The sequence below is a fragment of the Raoultibacter massiliensis genome (genome assembly GCF_900199545.1).
GTDB lineage: Bacteria > Actinomycetota > Coriobacteriia > Coriobacteriales > Eggerthellaceae > Raoultibacter > Raoultibacter massiliensis.
The window spans coordinates 79,800-96,759 of the sequence record NZ_LT962670.1 but is presented as its reverse complement, the minus strand read 5'-3'; the positions used below and the strand labels follow the sequence as shown (position 1 = coordinate 96,759).

At 53.4% G+C, this 16,960-nt stretch carries 11 protein-coding genes and 2 tRNA genes; 3 read left to right on the top strand and 10 right to left on the bottom strand.

Annotated elements, in window-relative coordinates; genetic code table 11:
• Nucleotides 1–365: 365 nt before the first annotated feature.
• The 4 genes from typA to C1719_RS00475 form a co-directional block, all read right to left on the bottom strand.
• Nucleotides 366–2,177 (bottom strand): translational GTPase TypA, encoded by a 1,812-nt coding sequence (gene typA / locus C1719_RS00490; RefSeq protein WP_102373314.1) that lies wholly within the window; start codon nt 2,175–2,177, stop codon nt 366–368.
• Between the two features lie 38 nt (nt 2,178–2,215).
• Nucleotides 2,216–2,785 carry a J domain-containing protein gene (locus tag C1719_RS00485; RefSeq protein ID WP_102373313.1) on the bottom strand — a complete coding sequence of 190 codons (570 nt, stop codon included), beginning with the start codon at nt 2,783–2,785 and terminating at the stop codon, nt 2,216–2,218.
• A gap of 158 nt (nt 2,786–2,943) precedes the next feature.
• Nucleotides 2,944–3,019 (bottom strand) — tRNA-Ala (locus tag C1719_RS00480).
• 106 nt (nt 3,020–3,125) lie between these two features.
• Nucleotides 3,126–3,202, bottom strand: a tRNA-Ile gene (locus C1719_RS00475).
• A 133-nt stretch (nt 3,203–3,335) separates the two neighbouring features.
• Between C1719_RS00475 and C1719_RS00470 the strand changes: the two genes are divergently transcribed.
• Nucleotides 3,336–3,839 carry a bifunctional nuclease family protein gene (locus C1719_RS00470; RefSeq protein WP_102373922.1) on the top strand — a complete coding sequence of 168 codons (504 nt, stop codon included), beginning with the start codon at nt 3,336–3,338 and terminating at the stop codon, nt 3,837–3,839.
• Between the two features lie 210 nt (nt 3,840–4,049).
• On the top strand, nt 4,050–5,819 hold the full coding sequence (locus C1719_RS00465) for an FAD-binding protein (protein WP_102373312.1): 1,770 nt from the start codon (nt 4,050–4,052) through the stop codon (nt 5,817–5,819).
• Between the two features lie 44 nt (nt 5,820–5,863).
• Here the strand turns inward: C1719_RS00465 and C1719_RS00460 are convergent, their stop codons facing one another.
• The 6 genes from C1719_RS00460 to dnaN form a co-directional block, all read right to left on the bottom strand.
• Nucleotides 5,864–7,318, bottom strand: a complete 1,455-nt coding sequence (locus tag C1719_RS00460) for a helix-turn-helix transcriptional regulator (RefSeq protein ID WP_102373311.1) — start codon at nt 7,316–7,318, stop codon at nt 5,864–5,866.
• 174 nt (nt 7,319–7,492) lie between these two features.
• On the bottom strand, nt 7,493–10,312 hold the full coding sequence (gyrA, locus tag C1719_RS00455) for a DNA gyrase subunit A (protein WP_425439789.1): 2,820 nt from the start codon (nt 10,310–10,312) through the stop codon (nt 7,493–7,495).
• An 11-nt stretch (nt 10,313–10,323) separates the two neighbouring features.
• Nucleotides 10,324–12,270 (bottom strand): DNA topoisomerase (ATP-hydrolyzing) subunit B, encoded by a 1,947-nt coding sequence (gene gyrB, locus C1719_RS00450; RefSeq protein ID WP_102373310.1) that lies wholly within the window; start codon nt 12,268–12,270, stop codon nt 10,324–10,326.
• A gap of 156 nt (nt 12,271–12,426) precedes the next feature.
• The gene (locus C1719_RS00445) at nt 12,427–12,969 is read right to left on the bottom strand and encodes a DUF721 domain-containing protein (RefSeq protein ID WP_146007809.1); all 543 of its coding nucleotides are present in this window, start codon (nt 12,967–12,969) and stop codon (nt 12,427–12,429) included.
• A 17-nt stretch (nt 12,970–12,986) separates the two neighbouring features.
• A complete protein-coding gene (gene recF / locus C1719_RS00440) occupies nt 12,987–14,123 on the bottom strand; it encodes a DNA replication/repair protein RecF (protein WP_102373308.1) in 1,137 nt (378 codons plus the stop codon).
• A 23-nt stretch (nt 14,124–14,146) separates the two neighbouring features.
• The gene (gene dnaN, locus C1719_RS00435) at nt 14,147–15,247 is read right to left on the bottom strand and encodes a DNA polymerase III subunit beta (protein ID WP_102373307.1); all 1,101 of its coding nucleotides are present in this window, start codon (nt 15,245–15,247) and stop codon (nt 14,147–14,149) included.
• Nucleotides 15,248–16,121: 874 nt separating this feature from the next.
• On the opposite strand from dnaN, the gene C1719_RS00430 reads away from it, so the two are divergent.
• Nucleotides 16,122–16,901 carry an ATP-binding protein gene (locus tag C1719_RS00430; protein WP_102373306.1) on the top strand — a complete coding sequence of 260 codons (780 nt, stop codon included), beginning with the start codon at nt 16,122–16,124 and terminating at the stop codon, nt 16,899–16,901.
• Nucleotides 16,902–16,960 lie beyond the last annotated feature (59 nt).

Sequence of the window (16,960 nt, the reverse complement as noted above, 5' to 3'; positions counted from 1 at the left end):
GTTATTTTCGCACAGCGCCGTTATCGGGCTAAAGCCCTGCACAAGAAGCCCATCTTCACTTCTCATACCACCTATATATGTAATCTCTTTGATAACTTTTTGGGAAGCGTTGCGTCTTTTCGATGCACGGTTTCACCTGTTCGGAGATTCGACTTTCCTCTATGGTCGCGCATATCGATGAAAAACTCCGTCATGCGAGAATGAAGCCCGAGATACCCCATATGGAGTATTGAATTCTTTTTTCGCCCGAGCGGATACCCTTCTTCGCAAAATCGGAAAACCGAAAGAGACTGCCGAATCAACGTTTGCAACAAAAAACAGGACCCGGGAAAACCCGAGCCCTGCCTTAATCTGCACTCAAACCGTTAGTTCTTGTTCGCCTTCTTGCGCTCAACCGCCGAAAGAATGCGCTTGCGAAGGCGGATGCTCTTCGGCGTTACCTCGACAAGCTCGTCATCTTCGATGTACTCGAGCGCTTCTTCGAGCGTGAACGTCATCGGCGGGGTCAGCTGGATAGCCTTGTCGGCGCCCGACGAGCGCTGATTGCCGAGCTGCTTGCTCTTGGCGATGTTGACGACCATATCGCCTTCCTTGGCCGATTGCCCCACGATCATCCCCTCGTAGCAATCTTCACCCGGCCCGACGAACAGGCGCCCGCGTTCCTGCAGCGTATCGAGCGCGTAAGCGACGCTCTTGTCGGTCGACATCGATATCATCGAGCCGTTCTTGCGTCCGTTGAAATCACCGCGATACGGACCGTACTCGGAGAAATGGTGGAACATGTTGGCCTCGCCGCGCGTCGCGTTGAGCAGGCGCGTGCGCAAGCCCATCGTTCCCCGCGTGGGAATCTTGAAAACGAGATGGGTCTGGTCGCCGCGTTGGAACATGTCGGCCATCTCGCCGCCGGCGCTGCCGAACACTTCGATCACCTTTCCGGCGTACTCGCTCGGCGTATCGACCGTTGCCTCTTCGATGGGCTCCATCTTCTTTCCGCTCTCATCCTTCTTGATGAGCACGCGCGGACGTCCGACTTGGAACTCGAACCCTTCGCGGCGCATGGTTTCCATAAGGACCGAAAGATGAAGAACGCCGCGACCGGCAACCTCGACGCCCGTTTTGTCTTCAAGCTCCGCGATGCGCATCGAAATGTTGCTCTCGGATTCGCGCATCAGGCGCTCTTTCAGCTGGCGGGCTCCCACAATCTCGCCCTCGCGGCCCACAAGCGGGCTCGTCGACGCCTCGAAGACGACGGCCATTGTAGGCTCTTCCACTTCGATCGGATCAAGTCGAACCGGATGATCGCGGCTCGTCACCATATCGCCGATGTCGGCATCGTCGACGCCTACGACGGCTACGATATCGCCGGCATGAACTTCGAGCTGCTTTTTCTTTCCAAGCTCTTCGAATGTGAACACTTCTTTGATGGCGGTGTTATAGCGGGTCCCGTCGTTCTTGATGACAAGCACCGGTTCGTTTTTGTGAATGGTGCCCGAGAACAGGCGGCCGACGCCGATGCGGCCGACGAAACTCGAATGATCGACAGTGCAGATTTGCAGGGCTACCGGACCGTTCGGTTCGCAATCGGGCGCGGGAACCTCCTTGAGGATCGTTTCCAGGAGGGGGATCATGTTCATGTTATCGTCTTCGGGAGCATAGCGCGCATACCCGTTCACCGCGCTCGCGTAAATGATGGGGAAATCGAGCTGCTCGTCGGATGCCTCGAGCTCGACCATAAGGTCGAATACCTCATCGACAACCTCTTCGGGGCGCGCTCCCGGTCGGTCGATCTTGTTGATCACGAGCACGATGCGCAAACCAAGGCTCAGCGCATGGCGAAGCACGAAACGCGTCTGGGGCATGGGACCTTCGAACGCGTCGACGATGAGCAGCGCTCCATCGGCCATGTTGAGGACGCGCTCCACCTCGCCGCCGAAGTCGGCATGGCCCGGCGTGTCGATGACGTTGATCTTCACATCCTTGTAGCGAACGGAAATGTTCTTCGACAGGATGGTGATGCCGCGCTCGCGTTCCTGATCGTTGGAGTCGAGCACGCGCTCTTCCACCTGCTGGTTTTCGCGAAACACCCCCCCTGTGTAGAGAAGGCGGTCGACCAGCGTGGTCTTGCCGTGGTCGACGTGCGCGATGATCGCGACGTTGCGGATGTTTTCTTGTTTCATACTGCTTCTTTCTGTTTCTTCTGAATGCTTGTCGCCGATCACAGATCGTCGAGTTCGTCGGAGATGCGCCGCTGCTCGGCGTTGAGCTCCTGAATATGAGAATCGAGATTAGAAAGCGTCCGCTGTGCGGATACAATCGAAACGATACCCCAAACCGTCGCTGCGGAAGCGATGGCCGCCACGATTCCGAACAACCCGAACGGCCTGCGCCCCGTGAACAGCGCGACGATCGCACCGATCCCAGCCATGAGCATACCGTTGCGGCGCTCGTCGAGCACCACATCGCGCTGTGCTACCAACTGCGTACGCGCCGCCGCGATGCCTGCAAGACGAGCTTCGAGCTGACTGGCCGTCGAATAGCCGGCGCTGCGCTGGGAGCTCGACGAACCTGCGGCGCGGGTCGCCTTCGATCCTTTGCCGCTCGTCAAATACTCGTAGGCTTCCTGCAAGTTCTTAAACTGCTCGGTTGCCCGCTCCTGAAGCTTCTTGTTCGTGGCAAAGCGGTCCGGATGCAGGATCTGCGCGGTTTCCTTGTATGCGGTTTTGATGTCGTCAATGGTTGCGTCTTCATCGAGACCGAGAATTCGCAATGCTTCGAGCCGATTCATCTTCAATCCTGTGTTCGCTTTTCGGTCAATCGCAGTGCGTATCTTACCACGCATGACGAACTGGGGAATCGATACACAGCGGGCATCGCAGGTTCCGCACAAGGACACGGGTCACAACAGCAAAACAGCCGGCTCATTGGCCGGCTGTCTGAATTTCATGGTGGAGCCTAGGGGGATCGAACCCCTGACCTCAGGCTTGCAAAGCCCGCGCTCTCCCAGCTGAGCTAAGGCCCCATACGGGGTGTTCGGCTTCCCGAACGGATGATGCACACTTACGGTTTTCATTAATAAACGCTCCACCGGCAAACTCGGCTCACGGTGGAGCGTTTATCGCAAAAAATGGTGGGCCCGAATGGATTTGAACCAGCGACCTCACGCTTATCAGGCGTGCGCTCTAACCAACTGAGCTACGGGCCCGTAAAAAAAGTGCCTGAACACTGTATAACAAGATAAGTCAGCGGGTCAAGAACTTTTTTCTGCTACCATACTAGCACGGATTCGTTCGAAAGCAAAACCAAACGAATCGCCGTTGATTTTCAAGGAGGTGCTCATGGTTCCCGTTAAAATTCAAACGCTCATCGTATCGAGCGCATCCTCCCCCTCGATTATCGTATTACAGCCGATCGAAGAGACTTCGCAGAACAACAAATTTCGCATCGTGCCCATTTGGGTCGGTGTCAACGAGGCAACCCAAATGGGCATTGCTCTTGAAAAGGCTCGCTTTTCGCGACCGATGACGCACGATCTTTTTCTCGATGCGCTCACTAATCTTGATGCGCGAATCGATCATGTGCTTATTAACGAGGTGAACGGCCCTACGTTCTACGCGAAACTCGTGCTTCGCCAACACAGCCGCCTGATAGAACTTGATGCGCGTCCAAGCGACGCCCTTGCCCTTGCCATCCGTCAGGAAGCGCCTATCTACATAAATGAAGAGGTGCTTGAGAAGGCGTCGTTTCCCTACGTGTTCAAATCGAACCTCGATAAAGAAGCGGAAGTCGAAGAATTCCGCAAGTTCGTTGAAGACTTGGCGCCCGAAGACTTCGGAGAGTAAATCTTCCAGGCGCACATCGCTTGCACGGCATTTCGCGATGTTTCACGTGAAACATTTGTTCGACTTCTTGTCGATTGATCGCAATTCCCCCATTCCGTCCATACCATAACCAGGCATATGGCTTGATTTCCACGTTTCGGTGATTCCTTCGTATTCCTCGAATAGACATTCTGATATTGCGGATGTTTTGGCGATCCGTAAAAGAATGACATGCAACAGAGGAAGGAATGGACCATGGGGACTATATCACGAAGAAGATTCATTCAAGGTGCAGGCATCGGCGCGTTAGGTTTAGTGGGCGCAAGCTCGTTGGCGGCTTGCTCGCCATCGAATGAAGGGCAAGCCGCCACAGGTAACTCTACCTCTACCGGAGAAACCAACAGCACCTCCTGGAGAACGCCGCCCTCCGAAATACCCGAGAGCGATATCGTTACTACTTATGACTGCGACGTGCTCGTCATAGGACTTGGCCATGCTGGTTGCTGCGCACTGCGAGCAGCAGCGGAATCAGGCGCGGTTGCTATAGGAATGCACGATATGGCACAAGAGTCATGGACGTTCCAGGGTTTCCAAATGGGTCACATGAATTCAAAATACCTTGAGAGCGTTGGGGTACCGAAAGTTGACCCTATCGAATTCTTCAACGACTGGCAGATACGATCAAACAATCGCTCTAATCCTGGACTAATCATGAACTACGCAAAGCACTGCGGGGACACGTTCGATTGGCTCTTCGACAACATCAGCGACGAAGATTACAAGACCTTCTCTGTTCGCTGCCTTAGCGAAGGTGGACCCTACGTACGTGAATTTTCAGGCATGAAATCATGGGTGGGCACCGCCGTAGCAGGAGAAGGAATCCTCGAATCCGCACTGATGAGATGCGTGGAAGAAGCGGAAAAGAGCGGTGGCCGGGTGCTTTTCGAAACGAAGGGATGCCAACTCGTTACCGATGGCGACGGATCCGTTATCGGAGCGATCGGCGAAGGGCCTGACGGCTACGTAAAGGTAAACACCTCGAAAGGCGTAATCATCGCGACAGGAGGCTTTGGAGCCAACGAGGAAATGCGCGAAGACCTTCTTTATGAAATCAAGGAAACCATGAGCGAGAGCAACAGCATAGCAAACATGCTCGATCGCGATGGTTCGGGAATCCAAATGGGGTATTGGGCTGGAGGGCGCCTCGATCCCTGCATGGGAACAATGGACGGCGCCTACTGGTACCCGTGCGACTCTCCGACCGATCCCCTTGGCGCGACGGCTGCTCTTTGGATCAATGCCGAAGGAAAACGTTACTCGAACGAAGGATTCGGCTCTACGGAAATCATGGCACTGCCAGGAGCTCGCCAACCCGACGGCATGATCGTCACGGTGTTCGACAGCAATGTTGAAGAATTGCTGAAAGTGCAAGCATTCGGCCATATGGGGTTCGATGTCACAACCGGATTCGATGCGTTGCACGAAACGATGGATAAAGCGTACGCAGGCGGAGCAAAAGGTTCGTCGGATGGCGAAGAAGAGCAAGCCGAAGCGGGCGCAAACAAATCTATGGGCGGCGGTGCAACCGTTTACGCCGCAGATGACCTTGAAACCCTCGGTGGCTACCTGGGATACGAAGGCGAAGCTCTCAGCAATTTTGTCGCATCAATTGAACGCTATAACGAGCTTTGCGAGAAGGGGGTTGACGAGGATTTCGGAAAGGATCCTTCGCTGCTCATTCCCGTGAATCAGCCTCCGTATTATGCATACGGCGGAACGAAAGAAGTAGGCACGCTGATGGTAACCGTTGGAGGATTGCTTATCGATGAAAACGGCGCTGTTCTCGGCGACGACTACCGCCCCGTCAAAGGCCTCTATGCTGCAGGCAACGCATCGGGCGGGAGATTCGGATGGCAGTACTTCACTTCGATCGCCGGGCAGAGCCTGACCATAGCCCACACGCTCGGCCGTCTTGCCGGACAACACGCGGCATCGGCTTAGCGGTTTACCAGCACCGGGGCCTTCCTCCCTCGGGTCCCGGTGCATCATCTCGCCGATGCGTTCTCGTTCCTGATGAGATCGACCAGATCCATGCGCGATGCCGCTTCCGTTTTACGGTAAATGCTTTTCAAATGGCTCCGCACCGTGCTATCCGATATGAAAAGCGCTTTTGCAATATAAGGGGAATTATATCCCTGCCCCACATATACGAGAACTTCCTCTTCACGGGGAGAAAGCCCATATCTCTTCGAAACCCTCTCGCATACATTTGCCAGATCATCGACTTCAGGCATGCTTTCATCCGCTCGTTCAGGTGAAGCTTTTCTCGATTTCCACAACTGAGCCGCCGGTGCGAACAGCAGATACACCATATACGCCGTTGAGAGAACCAACAATATCGAACCGATCTCATCGGATGTGAAACCGCTGTAGCGAAGTGCTCGACCAACAAGTCCAGCAAAAGAAAAAACCGCAAAGGTCAGGCCAATCGACCGAGGAAACGGCACTCTGTTTTCCGAACCGGCAATCAGCAGAAAGCCGAACGCGAACAAGCCGAGGCACGAGCAAAAAACCGTGATCCCCGTCGCACCCACCATGAAGGCAGGAGAATTTATCGGAAAGCTGTCCAAAAAAACAAGCAACGCGGCAATTGCGGGGAACAAAACCCAATAGATAAACGGTGCAGTTATCCTTCGCCCCCCAAACCGAAGAACCAAAAATATGACCAGCGATGCAATGACGAGTCCAAAAGAGGTTCCTGAAACGCCGACGCCGGGAAACGGATCATTTATTGCGTTTGAATAAGCAGCGAATACCACCAACCCCATCATTGAAGAAGAAAGGGCTTTGATAATTTCCTTTGCGGAAGGCTTCGCTGCAAACAAGCCATCATATTCGCCCACTGCATCGCCGCTCGGATGGGAAGACGTCTTTTCTGCTCGATTTTTCCATGCAATGCGCAACGGGGGCGCTATCCCCAAAACCAGAAGGATCATCGACGCGATCACTGCCGCTTGTCCAGCGAGGACGAAAACAACTTGATCGATCAACACTGCCGCAAAAACCACAAGCGAACCCTTGGAAACAACGTGAGAAAAATCACGCAAGCTCATGCAAGAAACCCATACTGCGCAAAGCAAAACAGCGCCCATACCGAAAAGAACGCCGCCGATCAAAGGCATAACCTCGCCGCCAAAGGCAAAAGCCATTCCATAGCCGATCAGGTAAAGAAGAGAGCCAACAGACGCAACGGCAAACTTTCCGTTGCCAGCTTGATATTCGAACGATACAACCGAAAACGACAGCAGGCCGCCGACCAGTCCACCTACAAGAGCGGTCAGAGAAAAGGTTTCGAACACAACCGTATTGAAGCAGGCGGCCTCTATTGACGCAAGCTTCAAAAAGCACGGCAGCACTGTTGCCACGAACGAAACGCCGCAAAGACCGATGAAAAGATCGGCGAAGGAAAATCGATTCGTGCTTTCTTTTGTTTCAGCCATCTGCTGCGACGTCCTTTCCCAATTTTCCGAAACGAGTATACAGCCTTCTTCGATTGGTTGGCTACGCCTTGAAGCCCGTTACTCTTTCGCCTATGCGCCGAAGATGGAGAATGCCGGGCAGTCATCCACCCGGCATTCTTTTTCATATCGAAACAACTGCTGAAGAAAGATCGGTTACTCGCCGCTTTCTTCGCCCTCGATTTCGGCGTCGTCATCGTCGAGATCGATATCGGCTTCGCTCATTTCGCCATCGAGCGCGTTTTTGATATCCTCCTCGGCATCAACGATCGTCTCGGGTTCGTCGACCGATTTATTGACCTTGCGCTTCTTGCCCGTGCTCGAAACGGCAACCGCCGTCACCTTGTCCCCCGCGCAAGCCTTCATGACGCACACGCCCTGCGTCGAACGGCCAAGCTGCGAGATTCCCTGAACGGGCGTGCGAACCACGACGCCTTCCTCGGAAATGATCATGAGCTCGTCGGTCGGACGGACGATCTTCATTGCTGCAAGCAGGCCCTTTTTCTCGGTCATCGTGATCGTGAAGACACCCTGACCGCCACGGTGGTGCGTCGGGTATTCGGAAGCAGGGGTCCGCTTGCCGTAGCCCTTCTCGGTGATGACGAAAAGCTCTGTTCCAGGCTTGGCGATTTCCATACCGAGCACGCGGACGCCGGGCGCCACGGTCATACCGCGTACACCCATCGTGTCGCGACCCATCGCGCGGGCTTCCGATTCATCCCACATGATCGCCTTGCCGGCCGATGATACCATCATGACCTTTTCGCCCTGAGCGACGCGTTTCACCGAGATCAGGCTGTCATCGTCTTTGAGGTTGATGGCGATCAGCCCATCGCGGCGGGTGCGGTCGTACAGACTCATCGAGGTCTTCTTAACCATGCCGTGCTCGGTTGCAAACATCAGGTACTCGTCATCGGGAAAATCCTTCGTTGCGATGACGGCTGAAATGGTTTCGCCCTTGGCGAGCGGCAGCAGGTTCACGATAGCCGTACCGCGTGCATGGCGCGACGCTTCGGGAAGCTCGTAAACCTTGAGGCGATACACTTTGCCCGCCGTGCTGAAGAACAGCATGTAGGCATGGGTGGAAGCCACGAAAAGATGCTCGACGAAATCGTTGTCCTTAAGGTTCACGCCCTGCATGCCCTTGCCGCCGCGCTTCTGCTGACGGTAAGTTGCGACGGGCAGGCGCTTCACGTAACCCGATTTGGTCACCGTAACAACCATGTCCTCTTCGGCAATCAGGTCTTCGACGTCGAAATCCTTAGCCGCTTCGGTAATACGAGTGCGGCGCGGCGTGTTGAACTTCTTCTTAACCTCGAGAAGCTCCTCTTTGATGATCTCGCGGACCAGCGACTCATCGGAAAGCACGCGCTTGTAGTATGCGATCTTCTCGAGCAGTTCCTTCAACTCGTCTTCGATCTTGTTGCGTTCCAAGCCGGTCAGGCGGCGCAGGCGCATTTCGAGGATCGCGTCGGTCTGCTTCTTCGAAAGGCCGAAACGCCCCATCAAACGTTCGGATGCTTCCGCATCGGTCTGCGAAGAGCGAATGATCGAGATGACCTCGTCGATATGATCGAGTGCGACGATCAGACCTTCGAGGATATGCGCCCGCTCCTCGGCTTTCGCAAGCTCGTAACGAGTGCGGCGCACGATGACTTCCTGCTGATGCTGGATGTAGTAATGCAGTGTTTCCTTTAGGGAAAGCACGCGCGGCACACCGTCCACCAGAGCAAGCGTGATGACGCCGAATCCAACTTGCAGCTGAGTGTGCTTGAACAGCTTGTTGAGCACAACCTGCGGAATTGCATTTTGCTTGAGATCGATAATGATGTCGATGCCATGGCGGTCTGCGCCGTCGTGGACGTTTGAGACCTCGGGCAGCTTCTTATCGCGGATGAGCTCGCCAAGCTTTTCGAGCAGCCGCTGGCGATTCACCTGATAGGGAATCTCGGAAACGACGATGGTGCTGCGTCCGTTCTTCTTCTCCTGCACCTCGCATTTCGCGCGTACCGTCAGCGAACCGCGGCCTGTTTCGTATGCGTCGAGAATTCCCTTGCGGCCCATGATGATGCCGCCCGTCGGGAAGTCCGGACCGGGAAGCACCTTCATAAGCTCTTCGGTCGTCACATCGGGATTGTCGAGCATGAGGCATGTCGCATCGATCGTCTCGCCCAGGTTATGGGGCGGGATGTTGGTTGCCATGCCGACGGCGATACCCTGCGAACCGTTGACGAGCAAGTTCGGGAAGCGGGCGGGCAGAACCTTGGGCTCTTCCAAGCTCTCGTCGTAGTTGGGCTGGAAATCGACCGTTTCCTTTTCCAAATCGCGGAGCAGCTCCATAGCCGCTTTGTCGAGGCGCGATTCGGTGTAGCGCATGGCAGCCGCGCCGTCGCCGTCGATGGAACCGAAGTTACCATGGCCGTCAACAAGGGGGACGCGCTGCGAGAACGGCTGGGCCAAACGCACCATCGCGTCGTAGACCGCCGTGTCGCCGTGCGGATGGTATTTGCCGATAACGTCGCCGACCGTACGGGCCGATTTCATATGCGGCCTATTGGGAGTGTATCCCGATTCGTTCATAGCGTACAGAATGCGGCGATGGACCGGCTTCAAACCGTCGCGAACGTCGGGAAGGGCGCGCGCCACGATAACGCTCATCGAATATTCGAGGAACGAAGTCTGCATCTCCTTGCCAAGGTACGCGGTACGTACGATCGTGCCGTTGCCGCCGTTGGCCCCTTCCACTATCTCGCCATGAGCGCTCGGAAGATTATCGGCTATGAGGGAGCGCGCTACGGCCTCCTCCGACATCGCCGATCCCGTTGAACGGGGGGCTTCGTCTTCTTCGTCATCTTGATCCTCGTCGTCAGAATCACCCTCGGCGCGCTCGAGCAGCCGATCGATATCCTCGGGCAGCGAAGCGTCGCCGTCCTCGGGTTCATCGGTCGAATCGAAATCTTTTGTTTCGTCAGTCACGTACTATCTCCTTAAATATCAAGGAACCGCACGTCGCGTGCGTGCTTCTGGATAAATTCTTTACGGGGCTCAACCTGATCGCCCATGAGTTCGCTTACAACGCGCTCAGCTTCGGCGGCATCGTCGATGTTCACCTGAAGCAACGTGCGCGTTTCGGGTTCCATCGTGGTTTCCCACAGCTGATCGGGGTCCATCTCGCCAAGGCCCTTGTACCGCTGAACATCGAACTTGTCAGGATTGTCGTATTCGGCAAGCGTTGCCGAAAGAGCCGACTCATCGTAGATGTAGCGCTCTATCTTCGGCGAACGCGAATTCTTCTTCTTAAGCCCGAAGATAGGCGGCTGCGCAATGTAGATGTAGCCGCGCGTGATGAGCTCGGGCATGTAACGGTAGAAGAACGTCAAAAGCAGACAACGGATGTGCGCGCCGTCGACATCGGCGTCCGTCATGATGATGATGCGATGATAGCGCGCCTGATCGGCATCGAAATCCTCGCCGATATTGGTTCCGATTGCCGTGATGAGCGACGAGATCGTGTCAGACGAAAGCGAACGGTGAAGACCCGCGCGCTCGACGTTCAAAATCTTGCCTCGCAAAGGAAGGATCGCCTGGTACTTACGGTCGCGCGCCTGTTTGGCCGAACCGCCTGCGGAATCGCCCTCTACGATGAATATCTCTGATTCTGATGCCGTCTTGCTCGAGCAATCGGCAAGCTTGCCGGGAAGGGCGAACGAATCGAGCACGCCTTTACGACGCGTCATCTCGCGTGCCTTTCGGGCCGCTTCGCGAGCCTTCAGAGCCTGGGTCGCCTTTCCGATGATGCGCTTCGCCGGCGTCGGGTTCTCTTCGAGATACTCGGCAAGCCCTTGAGTCACCGCGTTCTGAACGAGCGGACGGATCTCGGTGTTGCCGAGCTTCGTTTTCGTCTGCCCCTCGAACTGCGGGTCGTGCAGCTTAACCGAGATGATGGCCGCCAGGCCCTCGCGCGTATCATCGCCTGAAAGATTGGGATCCTTCTCTTTGAGGATACCTTTACTGCGCGCATATTCGTTGATGGTACGCGTAACGGCTTGCTTGAAGCCGTCGAGGTGCGTGCCACCTTCATGAGTGTTGATGTTGTTCGCGAAAGCAAGAACGGAATTGGTCGAATAGGATGTAGACCATTGCATGGCCACTTCAACCGTTCCGTCATCGTTTTCAGCTTCAAAGTAAACCGGCTTGTTGAGCGTTTCCTTGCCTTCGTTCAGAAACTTCACGAAGTCCTGAATGCCGCCCGCATACTGGAATACCTCGGTTTTCGAATTGCCCTCTTCGTCGAGATCGCGCTCGTCATGAAGGACTATTTTGAGTCCTTTGTTGAGGAAAGCCATCTCGCGGAAGCGATTTGCCAGCGTCGTGTAGTCGAATACGGTCGTCTCGGTGAAGATGGTGGGATCCGGCCAGAACGTCGTTTTCGTTCCCGTTCCCTTCGCCGGTCCGACTTTAGCGAGCTTCTCGGAGGTTTTGCCATGGTCGAATGCGATCTTGTACTCGCCGCCATCGCGTTTGACGAAAACCTCGACGCGCGAAGACAGCGCGTTCACAACCGACACGCCAACACCGTGCAGGCCGCCAGACACCTTGTACCCCTCGCCGCCGAACTTGCCGCCGGCATGGAGGATGGTCAAAACGACTTCGACGGTCGGGATCTTCTCTTTTGGATGCTTGTCGATCGGGATACCACGTCCGTTATCGGAAACGGTGACGGAATTGTCGGGGTGTATCCACACTTCGATTTTGTCGCAATATCCAGCTAACGCCTCGTCGACGGAGTTGTCAACCACCTCGTATACGAGATGGTGCAGGCCTCGCGGACCCGTCGAGCCGATGTACATGCCGGGACGCTTGCGAACCGCTTCCAAACCCTCAAGGACTTGAATATCCGAACCATCGTAATGCTCAGGATTTTTCTGCGCCACGTACTGCTCCTTTTGTACTGCATTTTTCTTGATGTAATGAGTTATCAGACGGTATGCATGACAACCTGCAAATTATACCATATATAGTAGTTTGGTGATATCGGTTTTGAACGCGTTTAAGGCAACAGAGAACGCACACAAGCGACGATCAAGGTCTCACCTGTCATTTTTCTCGTTTTGCCCTTTTTTCCACTGTAAATCAGCAATCATAGCTTTACGGATCGATTTTCTAACCGAGTCGTTCTCGATGGAAGCGACGCGGCGCTCGACCTCTTCCATCTCTTCTGCCGAAAGGGGTTTGGCAGGAGTTTTATCGATGTAGGGCGGCGGTTCCTCTTCTTTGTAAGGGCGGTCTTTCTTCCGGGCTCCCCGTGAGATTCGTATTTCGAACTCCTGGACGTCTTCGTTGAATTCCGCCAGAAACAGCAATTTAATACGCTCGCGCAGCGCATTCAACTCGGTAAGGACGATGCTATCGTCAACATACACGTAGAGTTTCTTATATCTTTCATCCCGATGGTTTTTTTCCTCGACGATACCGACGCCGTTCGTATGGGAAAGAATCATGGCCGCCGCTTCGGGATCGCGCCACATCTTCTCGACGGCGTTCGCCCACATCTGCCTGACCTCCGCAGTTCTTCGAGCAATCCTCGCTGCATCGCCGTTATCCCGCCCCATCGCCAGCAGCGTTGCCGGCATGCTTTTCGACAGCTTCCTCATCGGCAGCACCCCAGTTCGACCACATGGGCTTCATCAAGAATGCCGTTTGCGAAGTATTGCAAATTCGTCGTCGTTATGAACGTTTGGATATCGCCTGATATAAATCCGACGAGGGCATTTCTCCTCTGTTCATCGAGTTCGCTCATAACATCGTCGAGCAAGAGCACCGGCTTCTGATCGAGCATATCGCGGATCAAAGATACTTCGGCAAGTTTGAAACTTAGCACGATCGACCGCTGCTGCCCCTGGCTCCCGTAGATGCGCGCGTTCTTTCCTTCAATGAAGAATTCCACTTTATCAGCGTGCGGTCCGATGATGGCGCGATGGCGGCGTCGCTCATCTTCCCTCTTCCCAACAAGGGCTTCGTACATCTGCTGAGTCGCTTCTTCTTTCGAGAGAATGAAGGTTTCCATATTCTCCGGATCGGATTCTTGCCATGATGGAACGTACACCGCTTGAACCGATTCTATGCCGCCGGTTATCTCGCGATAGTACTTCTGAATTTCCAGAAGAAGCTTTGCAAACAGCGAACTTCTATAACAATATAGTTGCGCACCTACTCTCACCAACGTCTCATCGATGGCTTCGAGGTACGACGAAGATCCCTCCTCTTTCAAAAGCTTGTTCTTATGCTGCAGGATCTTCTCGTAATCTTTTCGGATCACATAGTAATTCGAAGTCAATTGCGACCCGAGCGCATCGAGTGCCGCGCGTTTTCCGCTCTGGGATCCCTTGACGAGATCGAGATCGTCAGGCGTAAAGGAAACCGCAGGGAGCAACCCTTTGAGAGTCTGGATTTTCTTCGGCTTCCCGTTGAGAGAATACGACCGTTTTCCGTCTTCCATCTTCAACTCGACATCCAAACGACGCCGCGCGTTCAGAAACGTCGCCTTGAGTCTTGCGGCGTTCGAGTTCCACGCTATCAACTGGCGCGCCGTCGGGTTCCGAAACGACGAAAGGGCGGTTAAAAGCTCAATGCCTTCGACGATATTCGTTTTACCGACCGCGTTTTTCCCGACGAACACCGTCAACGCACCGATATCGCCCAGTTCGAACGAAGGGTAGTTTCTGAAATGCTCGAATGAGATCGAGTCGATCCGAAGATCTTTGCTATCGGCAAGCTCGGCTGTCATAAGATCCCGAAGAAAAGCCCATATTAGGAAATTCGGACGGGCATGACCAGGTACAGGAAGTTTTCGCCCTCGTCGGCTTTGAATATCCCCGGCTTCATCGAGGATTGCGCCTCGAGATAAACTTTTTCGGTAGTCACAGAACTCAATCCATCAAGAAGGTACGCATAGTTGAACGCTATCTCTACGTCTTCCCCTTCGGCTTCGCATGAAAGAGTCTCCTGAGTAGATCCGATATCCTGGGCCGTGCTCGAAAGGAGCGCGGTTTGCGATCCCACATTCACATCGAATTTCACGGGAGTTGCAGTGTTGCTGAGCAGAGACGCGCGCTTTACCGCAGCAATAAGATGTCCGACGTTCATGGAAGCGCGGGTCACATAAGAATCGGGGAGCAATTGCCGGTAGTTGGGGAAATTCCCTTCTATTCTCCGGTTGACGAAAACCGTGTTGCAGTACGTAACGACTATTTGGTTTTCCGCGAGCGCCAGGGAAACGGGGTTATCCGTTTTCGGCAGCGCCGCAATATCTTGTAAGAAAGAACCCGAAATGACCGCTTCGAAATCGCCCGCCATTTCATCGGGCACATCGGCTTCGGTTACCGCGAGGCGATACGAATCAGTGGCCACCATCTTCAAGAGCTTGTCCTCAAGCGTAATCAAGACGCCCGTGAGAATAGCGCGGGATTCGTCTTTCGAAACGACCCGAGCAACCCTTTTCACCATCGTCGCGAACCGATCGAAGGGTATCTGTATGCTTTGATGGACATCGACAGTTGGAAATCCCGGAAAATCCTGCGGATTAAGGGTTTTCAGAGAAAACGATGCGGCATCGCACGTAACGACCACAGCCTCTTCATTGCCCGCAACGTGAACCGCGGCATCGGGGAGGTTCTTTATTATCTCGGCGAAAAGCTTTCCCGGAACAACCGTTTCGCCCTCCTCTTCGATGAGAGCGTCTACCGTATACTGAATCGATAGTTCAAGATCCGTTGTTTGCATGGTGAGAGAATCGTTGTGCGCTTGAATGTAGACCCCTGAAAGAATGGGCAGCGTCGAACGGGTTGAAACACCCTTCATAACGATCGTCAGTGCATTTTGCAATTCGGTTTGATTGATGCTGAACTTCACGTTGGCTCCCTTTCGTTCTCCGTTGCAATCAGTATCTCAAATAATGAAGCGGGACGGTACGCGATTCTCCAAACTGCGCGGCCAAACCATTTAGCCGCCCCTACCGCCCACCCGCCTCCATGCGGCGGGCGGGCCGCACTTTCACCTTCCACATTGGATCTTAGCCACCTTTTCGGTATCGCTAATTACCCTGCCGCCCCTTACACCCCTTTCACCTCCCTATATTCAACTTTTTCTTTCATGCATGGAAAGAAAAGGCGATATCTCTTGAGAAGATGGCTGTTTTTCCACATTTCTCATTCCTTGTGTTGTGGAAAATGGGGAAAACTATTTTTTTATTCGCAGGAAGCTGTGGAAATCTCCAAATCGAAGCAAAGTCAAGCAATCTTTTTCGGAATTCTTTACATCAACACCTCTTGGTACAATTCTCGTCTATTTATCATAAATATACTGTTTGAACTGGTATAACGCAATTCATACCAGCTAATGATGATTTAAATACAGAACTTTGCAACTAAAAAGCGAACAAAGATTTGATATTTCCCTCAAGTGAATTCAAACCATCTGGGAAAACTTGTTTTAGGCGATTGTCAAGCAATAATTTCAACAATCAGCAAGCTTTTCTTCACCGTTTTTCACGTTCCTCTGAAAGCATTTTCCAGGTTTTTAACAATTTCTGAATAAAAAGTGGATAACTCGGAAAACTGCCTGTAAAACTACGTTTCCATTTTGAAGAATTCTGAATAATCGACTGAAAACCGCATGAAAACACGTAGAATGCTTGTACTCTTGCCTAAATCGTGTGAATATGGCTGAATACGATTGAATAATTTTCTGAACAGACCTGAATATACGAGGAATTTTTCTGAATACCATGCCGACAGATCAGAACATTACTTCTAAATCCGCTGATGGGAACAAGGCTGATTTCAATTATTCATTCGTTGAAACCATTGCCCGCATCGCGGTCTACGACGATCTGCGCAGCGCGCCGCGTGTTATTGAAATTCAACCGAACACAACAGCTGAATTCATTGAAAATCTGGCATCGAAAATTTACGAACAGGCAAAGCTTGCAGGTGGCACCATCCCCTATACCGTTATCAGAGAAGTTTCCGAGAATTTCATTCACGCCCAATTCTCGGAAATAATCGTATCCATCCTCGACCAAGGGAAAACCATACGGTTTTCCGATCAAGGACCGGGAATCGCCAACAAGGACAAAGCGCAGCTCCCTGGATTCACTTCCGCGATAGAGCCGATGAAACACTATATTCGAGGAGTGGGATCCGGCCTTCCGATCGTCAAGGATTATCTTGATTTCTCAAACGGCAACATCACGATAGAAGACAATCTCGAATCCGGGGCCGTCGTAACCGTCAGTCTTGCTCCTCCTAAGGCCGAAAACGAACAGCATCAACCGAAAATCGAGTCTCTCACTCCCCCGTTGAGTTCGCGGGAAAAGGAGCTTTTGCCGTTCTTCCTTCACGAAGGGGCCCTTGGAGTGACCGATTTGGTTAACCTCACCGGACTTCCCCAATCGAGCACGTACGTAACGCTCAAAAAGCTCGAGGAATACGGCCTTATCGAAAAGACAGTGAATCAGAAACGAATTCTGACCGATTTAGGGTTTCAAGTAGCGAATTCCCTCTAACTTCTTTTGCCGACCCTGCGTATTTTTACTACAATCACAGCGAGAGCGTATAATCGGCG